Source organism: Actinoalloteichus sp. GBA129-24, assembly GCF_001941645.1.
Taxonomy (GTDB): domain Bacteria; phylum Actinomycetota; class Actinomycetes; order Mycobacteriales; family Pseudonocardiaceae; genus Actinoalloteichus_A; species Actinoalloteichus_A fjordicus.
The window spans coordinates 1,469,569-1,485,755 of record NZ_CP016077.1; the positions used below are offsets into that span (position 1 = coordinate 1,469,569).

Here is a 16,187-nt window from a genome sequence, read left to right on the forward strand (position 1 = left end):
CGCCGCCCGCCGGAGCGCTCGTCATCGACTGACCAGACGCTGTTCGAGGATCTGGCCGGGCCAGCCGTGGTGGTCGAAGGTTTCCATCGGCTCGAATCCGCGATCCTGGTAGTACTTGATCAGACGTCCCTCGCCGCCCGCCCAGCAGTCCAGGCGTACGCGGTCGACACCCTGCTCGACGGCGAACTCCCGCGCCAGTTCCAGCAGTCGGCCGCCGATGCCTCTGGCGGCCGGGTCACGTCCGGACACGAGAGCGACCACGTAGACCTCGGGCACCGTCGTCGGCGGAACGTAGTCGGGAGCCGGGCCGAGCGCGATGGCGCCGAGCAGGGTCCCGTCCTGCTCGGCGAGGTGTACTCGGCCGCTGCGTACCCACGTCGTGACGCGGTCTACCGCGCTCTCCCGTGCGGAGAACGGCGTCGAGCCCCACTGCCCCTCGGAACCGTGTTCGCACAGCCACTTGACGGCGTCGTCCAACAGCGCCAAGAAGCCCGCGATGTCCGCGGTGTCGGCGATCCTGATAGACCGGACGGGCCGGTCGTCGGTGTCGGTTCCGCTCATTCCTTAGAGGCTACGGACGCGGTGACCACCGCGTCACGCAACGCGGCTCTGAGCCTGCCGACCTCCAACGGCGCCAGAACCGCCGTCTCGCCGGGGGGCGCCACGATGACGATCTGGCCGTCATTGACGAAAACGGTCAGATCCCGCTTTCTGCCCGCCACATCTCGGCAGTTCACCGACCATTGGTTGCGGACCACCACGACCCCACATTCCGCCGTCACCGGCTATGTCTTCGCTGTTGTGCCTTCGCAGGCTCTCCCGAGGGAGACTCCACGAGCCCGATCCTGTGACGACAGTTGCTCGGGGCGCTGTCGACCTTCTCATTGAGTCGACGCACCGAACAGCGATGCCAGGCGTCGGTTGTGACGTATGACTCACTCGTTTTCGTGGATTCGTCGCCTGACGGCGGCCCGAATGTTTGCTCTGTGTGAGTTTTTCCGCCACGGAAGTGGCAAGGCTAGGGGGTTGATGATCTCTGGGCGGCTGGCTCGGCCTTCGGGGTGGTCGCGGGAGCGGCGGCGCACCGGACCGACCTGAGTCGGGCCGCCCATGCCCTCTCCCGCCTGCACCGGACGACCTGCCTGCGCAGGCGGACGAGGTCGCGGGACGTCGTCACAGGCGTGTCGTCTTCCGTCGTCGACCGCCTGCGCCCCGCACGGAGGTCACCGGGCGGGGTCGGTGGCGATCGTCGATCCGGTCGGGCCTCGGGACGCCCCGATCGGATCAAGCGAAATCACCCGAGCGGGGGACGGTAGCGAGGCCGTCCCTCGGGGTGATCCGCCATTTCCGCCGCGTGACCGCCGACGTCGCGCTCCCTGCCCCCGGCGCGGGTAGGGCTACCGTCTCGCCCGTGGGCGAGCTGACGAACGGAACACCGACGGCGGGGGCATCGGGCGGTTCGGGATCTCCGGCGGGCGGCAGGCCCGCCGCCCTGCTGCTGGTGATGACCGGTGGCTTCTCCGTCCAGTTCGGCGCGGCGGTGGCCGTCTCGCTGTTCGTCCTTCTCGGCCCGGTGGGCACGGTGGCGCTCCGACTGACGCTGGCCGCCCTGGTCCTGTTGGCGATCACCCGACCGAGACTTCGGGGTCGCACCCGAGGTGACCTGATCTCGGTCGTCGGACTGGGCCTCGCCCTCGCCACGATGAACATCGGCATCTACGAGGCCATGGCGCGGATGCCGCTCGGCCCGGCCGTCACGCTGGAGTTCCTCGGCCCGCTCGGTCTCGCGGTCGTGCTCTCGCGGCGTCTCCGCGACGTGGCCTGGGTGCTGCTGGCGGGTGCGGGCGTCATCCTGCTGAGCAGCGGCGGCTTCGACCGACTCGATCCGGTCGGCGTCCTCTTCTCGCTCGGGGCAGGCGCGGGCTGGGCGTGCTACATCCTGCTGAGCGCGCAGGCGGGCCGACGATTCCCCGGTGTGCAGGGGTTGGCACTGGCCATGTGCGTCGCCGCGGTGATCGCACTGCCGCTGGGCATCGCCTCGGCGGGGACGGCGCTGTTCGTCCCGTCGACCCTGGCCGTCGCACTCGCCGTCGCGCTGCTGTCCTCCGTGCTGCCGTACTCGGTGGAGATGCACGCGCTGCGCCGAATCCCGGCGCGCGTCTTCGGCGTCTTGATGAGCCTCGGGCCCGCGATGGCGGCGCTGGCCGGCTTCCTCGTGCTGGGCCAGCGGCTCTCGATCGTGGAAGTGGTGGCCATCGGCCTGGTCATCGTGGCCAGCGGCGGCGCGACGTTCTTCTCCCGACCGCAGGCCGAGCCCTCGCCCACCTGAGCCGCAGCGGTGCCGGGCCCCTCCGCGGGAACACCCTCGCATGGAGTGGTTCCACACCGATGAGCTTGTGGGCTCCGGACCCGGTGGGCGACGATCAAGAAGACGGCCCGGCGATCGTGCGGGCAGGCGGGACGACTCGCCCGTGTCGGGTCGAGCGGCGGAAGCGGAATCGGTGGTGCACGGGTGAACGAGGAACTGGCCGCCCTGGCCGAGGAACACGGCGTCGCCACCTGGTACGAGGACTGGCGGCACCAGCGCATCGACGTCCCCACCGAGGTGGTCGTCGCGGTGCTCGGCAGGCTCGGGGTGGATGCGAGCACCCCGGTCGCGGTGCGTGCCGCACTCGCGGCGGCGGCCGAGCGGCGCTCCCGGATGCCCGCCACCATCGTGCTGCGACAGGGCGAGTCGGCTGGACTCACCGGCCCCGCCGTGATCGAGCTCGAGGACGGCGGGGCCAGGGCGGTCGTCGATCGACTGCCCACGGACCTGCCGATCGGCTGGCACCGGCTGCGCACCGGGGACGAACTCACCACGCTGGTCGTCGCGCCCCGCTCGGTTCCGCAGGTGCCGCGCGCGTGGGGCTGGATGGTCCAGCTCTACGCCCTGCACTCCGCCGAGTCCTGGGGCATCGGCGACTACGGCGACCTGCGGGAGCTGTTGGGCCGGTCCGCGACCGAGCTGGGCGCCGACGTGGTGCTGCTCAACCCGCTGCACGCCCCCGCGCTGACCACGCCCGTCCAGGCCTCGCCCTATTCGCCGTCGAGCAGGCGCTTCGCCAACCCGCTCTACCTGCGGATCGCCGAACTGCCCGAGTACCAGGCTGCCGGGCAGGGGCTACGCGAGGTGATCGACGCACTCGCGATCCCGGCGGGCGGCGAGCGCATCGACTACGACGCAGTCTGGCAGGCCAAACAGGCCGCCTTGGAGCTGCTGTGGCCATCGGCCGCGCCGCTCGACCTCACCGAGCAGCCCGCGCTCCGGGACTTCGCCACCTTCGCGGCACTGGCGGAACGACACGGCGCCGACTGGCGCGACTGGCCCGCCGACCTACGCGATCCTCGCTCGCCCGCCGTCGACGACGCACGGCGTGCACTGGCCGACCGAGTGGGCTTTCACGCCTGGTTGCAGCGTTGCTGCGTCGATCAGCTCGACGCGGCCCATCGGGCGGGCCGGGACGCGGGGATGCGGGTGGGCGTGATCGCCGACCTCGCCGTCGGCGTCACGCCGGACGGGGCGGATTCCTGGGCGCTCCAAGACGTGCTCGCCACCGAGGTCTCGGTCGGCGCTCCGCCGGACGACTTCAATCAACAGGGACAGCGGTGGGGACTGCCGCCGTGGCGTCCGGACCGGCTGGCGGAACAGGGCTACGCCCCCTACCGCGACATGCTGCGCGCCGTGCTGAGTCGGGCCGACGGCATCCGCATCGATCACGTCCTCGGGCTCTGGCGACTGTGGTGGGTCCCGCCGGGCGAGACCGCTGATCGGGGGACCTACGTCCGCTACGACGCCGACGCGATGCTGGGCATCCTCGCCCTGGAGGCCACCCGCGCGGGTGCGGTGGTGATCGGCGAGGACCTCGGCACCGTCCCCGACGGCGTCACCGAGGCCCTGCACGAGCGCGAGATCCTGTCCTCCTCGGTGCTGTGGTTCCAACGAGCGGATGAGGACGATCCCGACCTGCCGACCGGAACGCTGCTCCCGGTGAACCGTTGGGGCGAGTTCGCCGCTGCCAGCGTCTCCACCCACGATCTCCCGACGGCGGCGGGCTTCCTGCGGGGGGAGCACGTGCGGGTGCGGGCCGAACTCGGGGTCCTCACCTCCGATGTCGAGACCGAGCGCGTCCGGGCTGCCGCCGAACGGGCCGAGTTCGTGGCCTATCTGACCGACGAGGGCGTGCTGCCCGCGCGTGGCTCGGTCTCGACCGGGGCGGGCCTCGGTTCGGCCGGAGCGCCCGGCGAGGGCCTGCGCGACGATGAGCGGAGCGAGGCGGAGATCATCCTGGCGATGCATGCCCTGCTCGCCAGGACACCGGCCAGGCTGCTGCTCGCCGCGCCGTATGACCTGATCGGCGAGCCGAGGCAGCCGAACCTGCCGGGCACGGTCGACGAGTACCCGAACTGGCGCCTGCCGCTGCCGGTGACGATCGAGGAACTGCTGGCCGATCCCAGGGTCCGCGCCGCCGCCACGCTCCTGCGTCGCGACCGGCCGGGCTGAGAGCCTGTCTTCAATCCCCACTTTCGGAGTTGCGCGGGGCCGGCGCGGCGATCTGCGGCGTTGTCGTCAGTCGACACTCCGTTATGTCTCTTTCCTCCGCCTGGCAGCTCAGCCACGCTGATCCCCGCTCACGACTCCAGGGGGATCAAAGACAGGCTCTGAGAACGGGCGTTCGCCCGCGCGACGAGGCTGGCTCCCGATGTCCCGATCGGGCGCTTCTGGCGGGGTGCTGCCTGCGGTCGCCAGTCCGGGTCGACGGCGCGGTGCGCTCGCTCACCGATCCGCCCAAGCTGGAGAAGCAGGAGAAGCGCGACATCGAGGTCGTGATCGACCGGCTCGCCGTGACGGCCTCGGCGAAGCAGCGGCTGATGGACTCGGTCGAGACGGCACTGCGGCCGGCCGGGGCACCGGCCCGTGTCGGCAAAGACACAGGTGACAGCGGCTTTCTCGGTGGTATTCCCGCCGTCGGGAAAGCAGGCTGGGTGCCATGCCGATGCGTGACCGGGGACTGGCCTTGATCGTGGCCCTGCTGTGGGGGCTCAACTTCCTCGCCATCCGCTACGGCCTTGATCACTTCCCGCCGCTGTTCTTCGGCGGGCTGCGCTTCGCGGTGCTGGCGGTGCCGACGATGCTGTTCGTCCGTAGGCCGGGGGTTCGCTGGTACTGGCTGGTCGGGTACGGGCTCGGCTTCGGCACCGTGCAGTTCGCCTTCCTGTTCATCGGCATGGACGTCGGGATGCCGACGGGGCTGGCGTCCCTGGTGCTTCAGGCGTCGGCCCCGTTCACCGTCCTGCTCGGCGGCCTGCTGTTGCGGGAGCGGATCACCGCTCGCCAGGTCGGCGGCATCCTGCTCGCCGTCGCCGGGATGGCGGTGATCGGCTGGCAGCGGGCGCAGTTCGCCGCCCTGCTGCCCGTGCTGCTGACCCTCTGCGGTGCACTGGGCTGGGCGTTCGGCAATCTGTGCAGCAGGCAGGCCCGCCCGGAGAGCCCGCTGCGGCTGACCCTCTGGATGTCGGTGGTGCCGCCGATTCCGATGTTCACGCTGTCGCTGCTGTTCGAGGGCCCGACCGCGGGCTGGGACGCCCTGCGCACCGTCGGCGAGCCCGGCGGGCTGCTCGCGCTGGCGGGCCTGGCCTACGTCGTGGGACTGGCGACGGTGGTGGGCACCGGGATCTGGACGACCCTGATGAGCAGACATCCCGCCGGGGTGGTCGCGCCCTTCTCGCTGCTGGTGCCGGTGGTGGGGATCGCCACGGCCTGGCTGGTCCTGCGGGAGGTCCCCACGACGGTGGAGCTGATCGCCGGAGTGGTCGTGGTGGTCGGCGTGCTGCTCGGCATACCGCCCGCGCCTCGGGCCGCCGGGGGAGCGGGGACGGGTGCGACGGCAGCGGAGGGAGTCGGCGCGGGAGCGGCCGCCGGGCGGGAGGCTCGCCCGGTCGCCGCGACGTCGACGCCGGAAGAGGTCCTCGCGCCGACGCCTGCCCCTGCCGTTGGTGCCCCCGCCGTTGGTGCCCCGGCCGCTGGTGCCCCGGCCGCGCAGGCCGTGTCGGTGGTGGAGCCGTCCGAGCCCGCCGCCTCGGCGGAGCTGCCGAGTCCGCCCGCCTCGTCTGCCGCGTCGAGCTGAGCGGGGTTCTGCGGCGCCGTCGCGTCAGCGCAGGTCGTGAACCATGACCACCCTCGGGGCCACCGTGATCCCCGCTTCGATCTCCAGCTGCCGTTGGGCGGCGAGTTCGGGGCCGTGGTCGCGCTCGGCGAGCACGCGGAAGCCGCGATGCGCGTACCAGGGCGCGTTGAACGCCAGGTCGGCGAAGGTGGTGAGGCTGACCCGGTCGAAGCCGCGCCGTCGAGCCCGGTCGACCGTGGCCCGGAGCAGCGAGCCGCCGATCCCGCGTCGGCCGTAGGCGGGATGCACGGCCAGCTCCGCGAGATGCCAGTCGCCGTCGAGCACGGTCGTTGCGGCGAAGCCGACCGGCCCGGCCGACGGCAGGTCGGCCACCAGGACGTCGTCGGCCTCGGCGATGGTCGCCGCCGGATCGTCCTCGGGCAGGACGATGCCGTGTTCGGCGAACAGCCGGCCCGCCGCCGTGCTGACCGCGACCAGCATGGGCACGTCGCTCGCCAGCATCGGTCGCACGATCTCGTCGCTCACTGCGCGGCTCCGTCCGGTGTGGTTCCGACGGATGCGATGCCGTGCCGGGTGCCGCCCCGACATCGTCGTGGCCGAGGGGAGACGGGAGTGCGGTCCGGGCAGGCGGCCCGTTGCGGGCTGAGGATCACGCGGTGAGTGTGGGAGCACCGCCGTGCGACGGCAACCGCTTTTTTCATCGAGACGAGAACGCCTCGTGTCCTGCGGCGCTGTCACGTGATCATGGTGACGTGGTAATAACGGGGTGTGACCATCGGTGAGGCCCCGCCCCTGGGTATGAGGGGTCATCGCATTCTGGACCGGACTGGGGCTGCGGGTGGCGGGATCGATGTCTGACGTGGACGCGGACGCGACCGTTCGCCGTGCCGCCGTTCTCAGCGAGGCGGGCAGACACACGGCCGCGATTCGACTACTGCGGCCGGTGGTCGCGGCCGCTCCCAACCACGCGTCGGCCCTGTGTCAACTCTCGGCGGCCTGCCTGCATTCGGGGAATGCCGATGAGGCCGAGCAGTTCGCGCGGCGTGCCTCGGTGGTCGACCCGACCCACCACTGGCCGCATCTGCTGGGCTCCCTCGCGCTCTGCGATCTCGGCAGGCACGCGGAGGCCGCCGAGGCCGCCCGCAAGGCCGTCCGGCGCGAGCCCTCGCAGTGGCGGTGTCACGTGGCGTTGGCCGAGGCGCTGATCTGGGGCGGGGATCGGGGCCTGTACGAGCAGGCGGCGACCTCGGCCGCGCGGGCGGTGGATCTCGCCCCGGAAGAGCCCAGGACGCACGAGGTGCTCGGCGACGCCCTGCTGCGAGGCGGCGACCGGCCCGGTGCCGCCGCGGCCTATCGGCGCGCCCTCGGCTTTCCGCTCGATCCCGATCAGCAGGCCGACATCGAGGCGAACCTCCGGATCGCCGAGGAGCGTCGCGGGCCTGCGGGACGCGGCGGCGGTCCGCGCCGGGGCGCGAAACCGGTGGGCAGGCGGCCCGCTCGGGACGACGCTGCGACGAGCACCGCCGCCGAGCCGCCCGCCGATGCGGCCGACGGCGGCACCGGCTGGCGGCGTGTGCTCTCGACCCTGCGCGGCGACCGTCGCGATCAGGACCGGCAGGCGGCGGACGGACCGTCGAGCGGCGGGACGGCCGCCGGTCCTCGGGATGGGGCGACCCGTGGCGAGGCAGGCCGAACCGCGCCGGGCCGGACAGGACCCGCCGCGTCCCCCTCGTCGACTCGACCGGCACGACCGACTCGGACGGCGGGCGTGCCGACCCTGCTGCGGCGGGTCTGGCTGGTCCAAGGGCTCGGCACGCTGGCGCTGATGATCCAGTCCAGCCCGGATTCGAGCCGGTTCGACGGGGTGCTCGGACTCCTGCTCGCGGGGGCGATCGTCGTCGTGGCCTGGCCGATCGTGCTGGACGGACGCGCGGCGGCGTCCTCGTCGCGGGTCATGGTGCGGGACGCGCGCGTCCTGCTCGTCGGGACGCCGTTGGCGGCGGGCCTGCTGCTGCTCCTCTGGTGGGCGGTGTCGGTGTTGATCAGTCCTGGCACGCTGTCGCCGCTGAGCCTGGCGATGGGGTGCACCGCCCTGGGCGCGATCCTCAGCCTGCTCACCGGGATTCGGCGGCGCTGATCGGGGGTGGTCCGACGCGGCGGGTCCTGGCGGCTGCGGCGAGTGCCGACGACGATGCCGATCGGTACTGGCTAGCCTGCTGCCTGCGCGTCGAACGCCGACGTCGACCGCCGCGCACACTCGGTGGTCCGACGCAGGGACGGCCCGGCGCCTCGGCCGGGGATCACGCCGCCCTGACCTGCGATCACGTTCGCCCGCGTCGACGCAGGAACGCTGCCGCAGGATGCCGTCCAAGCCGGGGCTTCAGCGACGTCGGCCGCGAGCAGCAGCGATCCTCGGCGCCGCTGGGTCGTCGGCCTGCTGCCTGCCCGGCCTGCTGCGGCGGCGGCCATCACCTCGTCGACGCGGCCGTCGCCGAGGAGCGCGCCCGTGAGCCCACGCCGCCGGGCGGACTCAGCGCCGGTAGCTCGGCTGGGTCTGCGGGTTGAACTCGTCGTAGCGGACCCGCTTGGCGTCGTTGAGCCTGCGGTCCTTGACCTCCAGCACGTCCAGTCCCATCTGGATGTCGCTGGAGTAGATGTAGCCGTTGTAGTAGTACGCCGACCAGGAGCCCGCCGTCCGGAGGGTCTCCGGGTCGAAGGCCTCGCGGTCGAAGTAGCCGATCTCCTCCGGGTTGGCCGAGTCGGTGAAGTCCCACACGGAGACCCCGCCCTGGTACCAGGCCTGCACCATGTAGTCGCCGTTGCGCGTCGGGATCAGCGAGCCGTTGTGCGCCACGCAGTTCTCCGTCGCGCCCTGGTGCCGGGGGATCTTGTAGTAGCTGCGGAACTCCAGGCTCAGATCGGTGCCGGACCCGGTGACGTCGTAGATGCCGTTCGCGCCGCGCGTCTCGCCGATCTCGGCGTTGCAGGTGGCGGCGCCGCCACCGCCCAGCTCGTCGGTGAACACGACCTTGGTGCCCTCGTTGTTGAACGTCGCCGAGTGCCAGAACGCGAAGTTGACGTCGTCGCGAACCTGCTCGATGACGACGGGAGCCTCCCGATCGGAGATGTCGAGCAGGATGCCGTCACCCATGCAGGCGCCCGCCGCGAGGTCCTTCTCCGGGTAGGCGGTGATGTCGTGGCAGCCGGTGGTGGCGCGGGCTCCCTCGGGCGGGCCGGGGTTCCCGCCCTCCGGGAACAGCACGGGCTCGGCGACGACCTCGGTCGCCGACGGGTCGTCCAGCGGCACCTTCACGATGGAGATCTTGTCGTGGGGCGGGGCGCAGTTCGGGAAGTTCACCGACGGCGCGTACGAGGAGATGTACAGGTAGTCGGCGTCGCCCTCGTGGTCGGGGACCAGCGTGTGGGTGTGCGAACCGCAGTCGGTCGCCACGTCGGCGACGTACTTCGGCCGGGTCGGCTTGCTGATGTCGAAGACCCGGATGCCCTCCCAGGCGTCGGGGTTCGCTGCGTTGCTCGGCTCGCTGTCGCAGGTGTTGTTGCTGCGGGGATAGTCGACCGAGTAGTAGAGCAGGTCGCCGCTCACCGACACGTCACCCTGGCCGCCGGGGCAGTAGACCTGGGTGGCGATCCTGGGCTTCCGGGGATTGCGGATGTCGTAGACGACGAAGCCGTCATAGTTCCCGACGTATGCGTACCTGTCCTGGAAGGCGATGTCTGAGTTGAAGGCCGCCGTGTTGTCGAACGGCGGCTCCTTGGGCAGGGATGCCAGCCTGCGGATGTTGCTGCTGTGCGAGACGCCGTCGCCGGGGGCCTGCTCGATCTGCTCGGCCACGGCAGGCGTGGGCGGGCCGTCGGGCGAGGGGTCCTCGGTGGACTGTGCGGCGGCCCCGGGGACCGTCAGGACGGACGTCGCCAGTAGGGCGATCGCCCCGACGAGAACACCGGCTCTGCGTGCGTGGCGGCGGGAGTTTCTTCGTAGGACTGGTCTCACCAGCTGCTCCCTCACTTGTGCTGCGCGTGGCCTGGAGAAAACATGGGTCCTTGCAGTATGGCCGTCACGGGATCGGTGGCAATAGTTACTCGGAGTCGGTTTTCAGGCTCTGGGACGCTGGCGGAGATCGCGACGGCCCGGAGTCGGGATCGGTGTCGAGATCGGTCGGAAGGGGTGAACAGTGCGTCTCTCACACGTCCTGTCGCGACTGTCGGTGGCGGGGTTGATCGTCGTCGGCCTGACGGGCTGCACGGCCGATCCGCAGGCGGAGACGGCATCGACGGGCGACGGCGCGCCGGTGATCATGCCCGGCGCCCCCGGTGACGAGCCCCGAGACGCGTCCGATGCGGACCTGGCCGACGCAGGCGGGCAGCCTGCGGCCAACGCGGCCGACGAGCATTTCGTGCGGATGATGATCCCGCACCACGAGCAGGCGGGAGAGCTGACCGCACTGGTGCCCGATCGCAGCGATCACGAGCAGCTGCGCAGCCTCGCAAGCCGGATCTCCGACGCCCAGGGTGCGGAGATCGGGGCGCTCGAGGGCTGGCTGGATCAGCAGGGCGACTCCGATGCTGCGGCGCATCCCACCTCGGACGGACACGAGGGACACGGGGACGGTCACGGCGGGTCCGCCGACGAGGCTGCCGACGGCGTCGACCCGGAGTCCTCGGACCATGCCGACATGCCGGGCATGGCCACCGAGGAGGAGATCGCGGAACTGGCCGCGTCCGACGGCACCGCGTTCGACCGGCTGTTCTTCGAGCTGATGATCGTGCATCACGAGGGCGCGGTGACGATGGCCGAGGAGGTCCTCGCCGAGGGAGCGGACGTGCTGGTGGTCGCGATGGCCCAAGACGTCCTCGTCACGCAGGTCGACGAGATCGAGACGATGCGGCGGCTGCTGACCGAGTTGTAGCAGGCCGCAGGGCGGGGCGACCAGATCGCCCCGCCATCCCCGACGCTCGCCGGATGCCGGATGCCGGATGCCGGATGCCGGATGCCGGATGCCGGATGCCGGATGCCGGATGCCGGATGCCGGATGCCGGATGCCGGATGCCGGATGCCGGATGCCGGATGCCGGTCCGTCGTCGCGCGCCGCAGGGCAGTCCGCCGCGTCGGTCGCCCCCGCAGCACGCCCCGTCGAGCGTCGCCGCACCACGGGCTCCCGCCCCCGGACCACGTCGCGCCCGGAACAGATCACGGATCGAATTCGACGACCTCCTCGACTCTTGACAGTGATCCCCCGATGCATGACTGTGAGAGCGCTCTCACCCCTGGGTGAGCGGTCACACACGTCAAGGAGGACGTCATGGGAGGCATTCGACCGGCTCGGGTCGCGGCGACGGCGTTGACCGCTGCGGCGGCGACCCTGCTCGCGGGCTGCGGCGGAGGTCAGGCAGCGGGTGACGCGGACACGATCGTCGTCGCGACGTTCGGGGACTTCGGCTACGACGCGCTCCAGGCCGACTTCGCCGAGGCGTTCCCCGACATCACGCTGGAGACGAGGGTGTCCGAGTTCGACGCCCACCACCAGCAGCTGCAGACCCAGCTCGCGGGCGGTCGCGGTGCGGCGGACATCGTCGCCATCGAGGAGGGCTGGATCCCCCAGTACCGGGAGTCCCATGAGCTGTTCGTCGAACTCGGCGCGCTCGGCGCCTCCGACATCCAGGACCGCTGGGCCGAGTGGAAGTGGGAGCAGGGCGTCGCCGACGGCGGCGAGTTCGTGCTGGGACTCGGCACCGACGCAGGCCCGCTCGCGATGTGTTATCGCACCGACCTGTTCGAGGCGGCAGGCCTGCCGACCGACCGCGACGAGGTCTCCGCGCTCTGGCCGACCTGGGCGGACTTCGCCTCGGTCGCCGACGACTTCAGCGCGGCGACCCCCGACGTCGCCTTCGCCGACTCGGCAGAGAACGTCTACGGCAGCATGATCAACCAGGCGCCGGAGGGCTACTTCGCCGCCGCCGACGACAGCTACATCGCCGATGAGAACCCCGTGATCCGCGACGCCTTCGCCCTGGCGGGCAGCCTGGCCGAGGACGGTCAGACCGCGCAGATCAAGCCGTTCACCCAGGAGTGGAACGTCGGCCTGGCGCAGGGCGGCTTCGCGACGATGGCGTGCCCGGCCTGGATGCTCGCCCAGATCGAGAGCGCGGCGGGCGAGCAGAACGCCGGAGTCTGGGACATCGCCTCGGTGCCCGGCGGCGGCGGCAACTGGGGCGGCTCGATCCTGACCATCCCGGCGCAGGGCGAGAACACCGAGCTGGCCTACCGGGTCGCCGAGTGGCTGACGGCCCCCGAGCAGCAGAAGACGCTGTTCCTGGAGAAGGGCATCCTGCCCAGCCAGCCCGAGGTCTACCACGACCCCGAGGTGCTCGGCGACGTGAACGAGTACTTCAACGAGGCCCCGGTCGGCGAGATCTTCGCGTCCTCCGCCGACAGCCTCCAGCCCAACTACCGGGGCACCCAGGACTTCTCGGTGCGCAGCCGATTCCAGGAGGCGCTCGGCCGGGTCGAGGAAGGCGTGCAGAGCGCCGACGAGGCCTTCGCCGACGCGGTGGAGCAGTCCGAGCGAGACCTGGGCTGAGACACCTCTCCAACACGCTGATCGGGAGAACTGATGGTGGTTGCGTCGACCTCGCCGCCGGACACGCCGTCCCCGGCGGGCGGCGAGCCCGGCCGGGAGCGGGAGTCGTGGCGGACCCGGCTCGCCCGCTGGGACCTCAAGGGCACGCCGTACCTGTTGATCCTGCCCTTCTTCGCGGTGTTCCTCGGCTTCGGGCTGTTCCCGCTGCTCTACACCGGCTGGGTGTCGCTGCACGACTGGCACGTGGTCCTGGGTGATCAGGGCTTCGTCGGGTTCGGCAACTTCACCCGGCTGCTCGCCGACCCGAACTTCTGGAACGCGCTGTTCAACACGCTGAGCATCTTCGTGATCTCCACGGTGCCGCAGCTGTTGGCCGCGCTCGGCCTGGCCGCGCTGCTGGATCGGCGCCTGCGGGGCCGGACTTTCTGGCGGGCCGGGGTCCTGCTGCCCAACGTGGTGTCGGTGGTGGCAGTAGCGCTGGTCTTCGCGCAGCTCTTCGGGCGCGATTACGGCGTGATCAACCACGTGCTCGGCTGGGTCGGCATCGAGCCGATCAACTGGCGCTCCGGCACCTGGGCCTCCCATCTGGCGATCAGCGTGATGGTCATGTGGCGGTGGACCGGCTACAACGCGTTGATCTACCTCGCCGCGATGCAGTCGGTCCCGCGCGAGCTGTACGAGCAGGCCGAGATCGACGGGGCGTCCCGGTGGCGGACCTTCTGGGCGATCACCGTGCCCAGCATCCGCCCCACGATCATCTTCACGGTGCTGGTGTCCACCATCTACGGGCTGCAGCTCTTCGCCGAGCCGCAGCTCTTCGACCCGAAGGGGACGGCGGGCGTCGGCGGCAACTCCCGCGAGTTCCAGACGGTGACCATGTACCTCTACGAGGAGGGCGTCCGACTGGGCGACGCGGGCTACGGCTCCACCATCGCTTGGGCGCTGTTCCTGATCGTGCTGGTCTTCGCAGTGTTCAACTACCGACTGAGTCGACGCATCGCGTCCAAGGACTGAAGGGGCGTGACGATGTCGACGATGACCCCCACCCCGCCCGTACGCCGTGCGCGGCCGCGCCCCGGGGACTCTCGGCGGCGCAGCGGCAGGCCGGGCCTGCTCGTCTACGGCGTGCTGTCCGCCGTGGCGGTGGCCTCGATTTTCCCGTTGTACTGGTCGTTCGTCGTGGCGAGCCGGGACAACAGCGCGGTCGCCCAGGCCGCGCCGCCGATGCTGCCGGGCGGCAACCTGCTGGCGAACATCAGCCGGGTCTTCGACACGGTGGACTTCTGGCTGGCGATTCAGAACTCGCTGATCGTGGCGACCACGGTCGCGGCGTCGAACGTGTTCCTGTCCGCGTTGGCGGGCTTCGCCTTCGCCCGGCTGCGCTTCCCCGGCAGCCGCTGGCTGTTCGTGCTCGTGGTCGGAACGATGATGGTGCCCACGCAGCTGGGCATCATCCCGCTGTACATGCTGATGAGCGAGCTGGGCTGGTACGGCAGGCTCGAAGCGGTGATCGTCCCGGCGCTGGTCAGCGCTTTCGGTGTCTTCTGGATGCGCCAGGCCTGCGAGGAGACCGTGCCGTACGAGCTGATCGAGGCGGCCAGGGTCGACGGCTGCTCGGTGCTGCGGACCTTCTGGACGGTGGCGCTGCCCGCCGTGCGTCCGCAGGCCGCCGTGCTGGCGATGTTGACGTTCATGACGGCCTGGAACGACTTCTTCTGGCCGCTGGTCGTGCTCGATCCGAACGAGAGTCCGACGGTGCAGATCGTGCTGTCCAATCTGGCCAGCGGGTACTTCACCGACTATTCGCTGATGCTGACCGGGGCGACGCTGGGCGTCCTCCCGGTCGTCGTGCTGTTCATCCTGCTGGCCCGCTACATCGTCGGCGGAGTCATGCAAGGCGCTGTGAAGGGATGAGGAAGAACATGGCCGTAACGGACTCAGCGGGCCGAGTCGAGACCTCCGGTGCCGTCACGACCGCCGGATCGCTGATCTTTCCCTCGGACTTCCGCTGGGGAACCGCGACCGCCTCCTACCAGGTCGAGGGCGCCGCGACCGAGGACGGTAGGGGCCCGTCCATCTGGGACGTCTTCGCCGCCGAGCCGGGGCGGGTCCACGCGGGCGACAGCGGCGCGCGGGCCTGCGATCACTACCACCGGTATCCCCAGGACGTGGCGTTGATGCGGGAGCTGGGCATCGACGTCTACCGCTTCTCCGTCGCCTGGCCGAGGGTGCAGCCGGACGGTCGCACGCTGGAGCCGCGCGGACTCGACTTCTACGACCGACTGGTGGACGAGCTGCTGGGGGCGGGCATCGACCCGATGCTCACCCTCTACCACTGGGACCTGCCGCAGGCGTTGCAGGAGACCGGGGGCTGGGAGAATCGCGACACCGCCTACCGCTTCGCCGACTACGCAGGCCAGGTCTTCGCCCGGCTCGGGGATCGAATCCAGGACTGGACGACGCTCAACGAGCCGTGGTGCTCCGCCTATCTCGGACACTTCACCGGGCTGCACGCGCCGGGGCGGACCGACGCCAGGGGCGCGCTGACCGCCGCCCATCATCTGCTGCTCGGGCACGGCCTGGCCGCGTCGACGCTGCGGGCCTCCATGAGTGAGCGGCATCGCCTGTCCATCGTGCTCAACCTCGCGGCCGTCCGCGTCGACGAGGACGACGAGGCGCATCGGGAGGCGGTCCGGCGGGTCGACGGGCTCCAGAACCGGTTCTTCCTCGACCCGCTGCTGCGCGGCTCCTACCCGTCGGACGTGCTCGCCGACGTGAGCTGGCTCGGGGACTGGGACACGGTGGTGCAGCCGGGCGACGCGGAGTTGATCGCCGCGCCGCTGGACCTGCTCGGCATCAACTACTACAGCCCCAGTCGGGTTGCCCCGGCCGATCCCGCGGTGGTCTCCGGCGGAATGCCGGGCCTGCGCGGCGTGCGCCACCTGCCGCCGCGCGGCGCACTCACCGGGTTCGACTGGGAGCAGGAGCCCGCCGCGCTCACCGACCTGCTGGTGCGGCTGAGCAGGGACTATCCCGAGGTGCCGTTGATGGTCACCGAGAACGGCTCGGCCTGGCCGGACCGGATCGAGGCCGACGGCAGCGTGGTCGACCCCGACCGCGAGCACTATCTGCTGGAGCACCTGCGTGCCGTGCACGCCGCCATCGAGGCGGGCGCGGACGTGCGGGGCTATCTGGCCTGGTCGCTGCTGGACAACTTCGAGTGGGCGGCGGGGTACAGCCAGCGGTTCGGGCTGGTCTATGTGGACTATCAAACCCAGCAGCGCATCGTGAAGGGCAGCGGACGGCGGTACGCCTCGGTGATCGCGGACAACGCGGTGCCGACGGCGGCGTCGTCGATGGACTGAGGCGGCGGCCCCGGCCCGCGTGTCCGTGACGACGCGCGGGCCGATCCGGCTCGGCT

The 16,187-nt window shown here is 71.1% G+C and carries 13 protein-coding genes and 2 pseudogenes; 10 read left to right on the forward strand and 5 right to left on the reverse strand.

Annotated features, from left to right (window positions below):
- Window positions 1–21: 21 nt before the first annotated feature.
- Window positions 22–561: a GNAT family N-acetyltransferase gene (locus UA75_RS06750; protein WP_075739521.1), complete on the reverse strand. Its 540-nt coding sequence runs from the start codon at window positions 559–561 to the stop codon at window positions 22–24.
- Entirely contained in the window at window positions 558–761 is a 204-nt protein-coding gene (locus tag UA75_RS06755) for a hypothetical protein (RefSeq protein WP_157434034.1), read from the reverse strand. The genes UA75_RS06750 and UA75_RS06755 overlap by 4 nt, the downstream gene beginning before the upstream one ends.
- 650 nt (window positions 762–1,411) lie before the next feature.
- Here UA75_RS06755 and UA75_RS06760 point away from each other — a divergent pair.
- From UA75_RS06760 to UA75_RS06770, 4 genes and pseudogenes are all read left to right on the forward strand, one after another.
- Window positions 1,412–2,329: an EamA family transporter gene (locus UA75_RS06760; protein ID WP_232251170.1), complete on the forward strand. Its 918-nt coding sequence runs from the start codon at window positions 1,412–1,414 to the stop codon at window positions 2,327–2,329.
- 183 nt (window positions 2,330–2,512) lie between these two features.
- Complete coding sequence (gene malQ, locus UA75_RS06765; protein WP_075739524.1) at window positions 2,513–4,543, forward strand: 4-alpha-glucanotransferase; 2,031 nt, start codon at window positions 2,513–2,515, stop codon at window positions 4,541–4,543.
- A gap of 245 nt (window positions 4,544–4,788) precedes the next feature.
- Window positions 4,789–4,944: pseudogene (locus tag UA75_RS34365) on the forward strand (hypothetical protein); the annotation flags it as partial.
- Between the two features lie 86 nt (window positions 4,945–5,030).
- A pseudogene (locus tag UA75_RS06770) lies at window positions 5,031–5,879 on the forward strand (EamA family transporter); the annotation flags it as partial.
- Between the two features lie 312 nt (window positions 5,880–6,191).
- Here UA75_RS06770 and UA75_RS06775 read toward each other — a convergent pair.
- The gene (locus tag UA75_RS06775) at window positions 6,192–6,692 is read right to left on the reverse strand and encodes a GNAT family N-acetyltransferase (RefSeq protein WP_232237659.1); all 501 of its coding nucleotides are present in this window, start codon (window positions 6,690–6,692) and stop codon (window positions 6,192–6,194) included.
- A 325-nt stretch (window positions 6,693–7,017) separates the two neighbouring features.
- Here UA75_RS06775 and UA75_RS06780 point away from each other — a divergent pair, with 325 nt between their 5' ends.
- On the forward strand, window positions 7,018–8,304 hold the full coding sequence (locus UA75_RS06780; protein WP_157434036.1) for a tetratricopeptide repeat protein: 1,287 nt from the start codon (window positions 7,018–7,020) through the stop codon (window positions 8,302–8,304).
- A gap of 71 nt (window positions 8,305–8,375) precedes the next feature.
- Here the strand turns inward: UA75_RS06780 and UA75_RS06785 are convergent, their stop codons facing one another.
- On the reverse strand, window positions 8,376–8,636 hold the full coding sequence (locus UA75_RS06785) for a hypothetical protein (protein WP_075739527.1): 261 nt from the start codon (window positions 8,634–8,636) through the stop codon (window positions 8,376–8,378).
- 61 nt (window positions 8,637–8,697) lie between these two features.
- Window positions 8,698–10,179, reverse strand: a complete 1,482-nt coding sequence (locus UA75_RS06790) for an LVIVD repeat-containing protein (RefSeq protein ID WP_404799962.1) — start codon at window positions 10,177–10,179, stop codon at window positions 8,698–8,700.
- Between the two features lie 181 nt (window positions 10,180–10,360).
- On the opposite strand from UA75_RS06790, the gene UA75_RS06795 reads away from it, so the two are divergent.
- From UA75_RS06795 to UA75_RS06820, 5 genes are all read left to right on the forward strand, one after another.
- A complete protein-coding gene (locus tag UA75_RS06795) occupies window positions 10,361–11,095 on the forward strand; it encodes a DUF305 domain-containing protein (protein WP_083682985.1) in 735 nt (244 codons plus the stop codon).
- 393 nt (window positions 11,096–11,488) lie between these two features.
- Window positions 11,489–12,766 carry an extracellular solute-binding protein gene (locus UA75_RS06805; protein WP_075739529.1) on the forward strand — a complete coding sequence of 426 codons (1,278 nt, stop codon included), beginning with the start codon at window positions 11,489–11,491 and terminating at the stop codon, window positions 12,764–12,766.
- Between the two features lie 33 nt (window positions 12,767–12,799).
- On the forward strand, window positions 12,800–13,780 hold the full coding sequence (locus UA75_RS06810; RefSeq protein ID WP_083682986.1) for a carbohydrate ABC transporter permease: 981 nt from the start codon (window positions 12,800–12,802) through the stop codon (window positions 13,778–13,780).
- A gap of 21 nt (window positions 13,781–13,801) precedes the next feature.
- Window positions 13,802–14,680 carry a carbohydrate ABC transporter permease gene (locus UA75_RS06815; protein WP_075743495.1) on the forward strand — a complete coding sequence of 293 codons (879 nt, stop codon included), beginning with the start codon at window positions 13,802–13,804 and terminating at the stop codon, window positions 14,678–14,680.
- Between the two features lie 8 nt (window positions 14,681–14,688).
- Window positions 14,689–16,131, forward strand: coding sequence for a GH1 family beta-glucosidase (locus UA75_RS06820; protein WP_075743496.1), 1,443 nt, complete (start codon window positions 14,689–14,691; stop codon window positions 16,129–16,131).
- The last annotated feature ends 56 nt before the right edge of the window (window positions 16,132–16,187 follow it).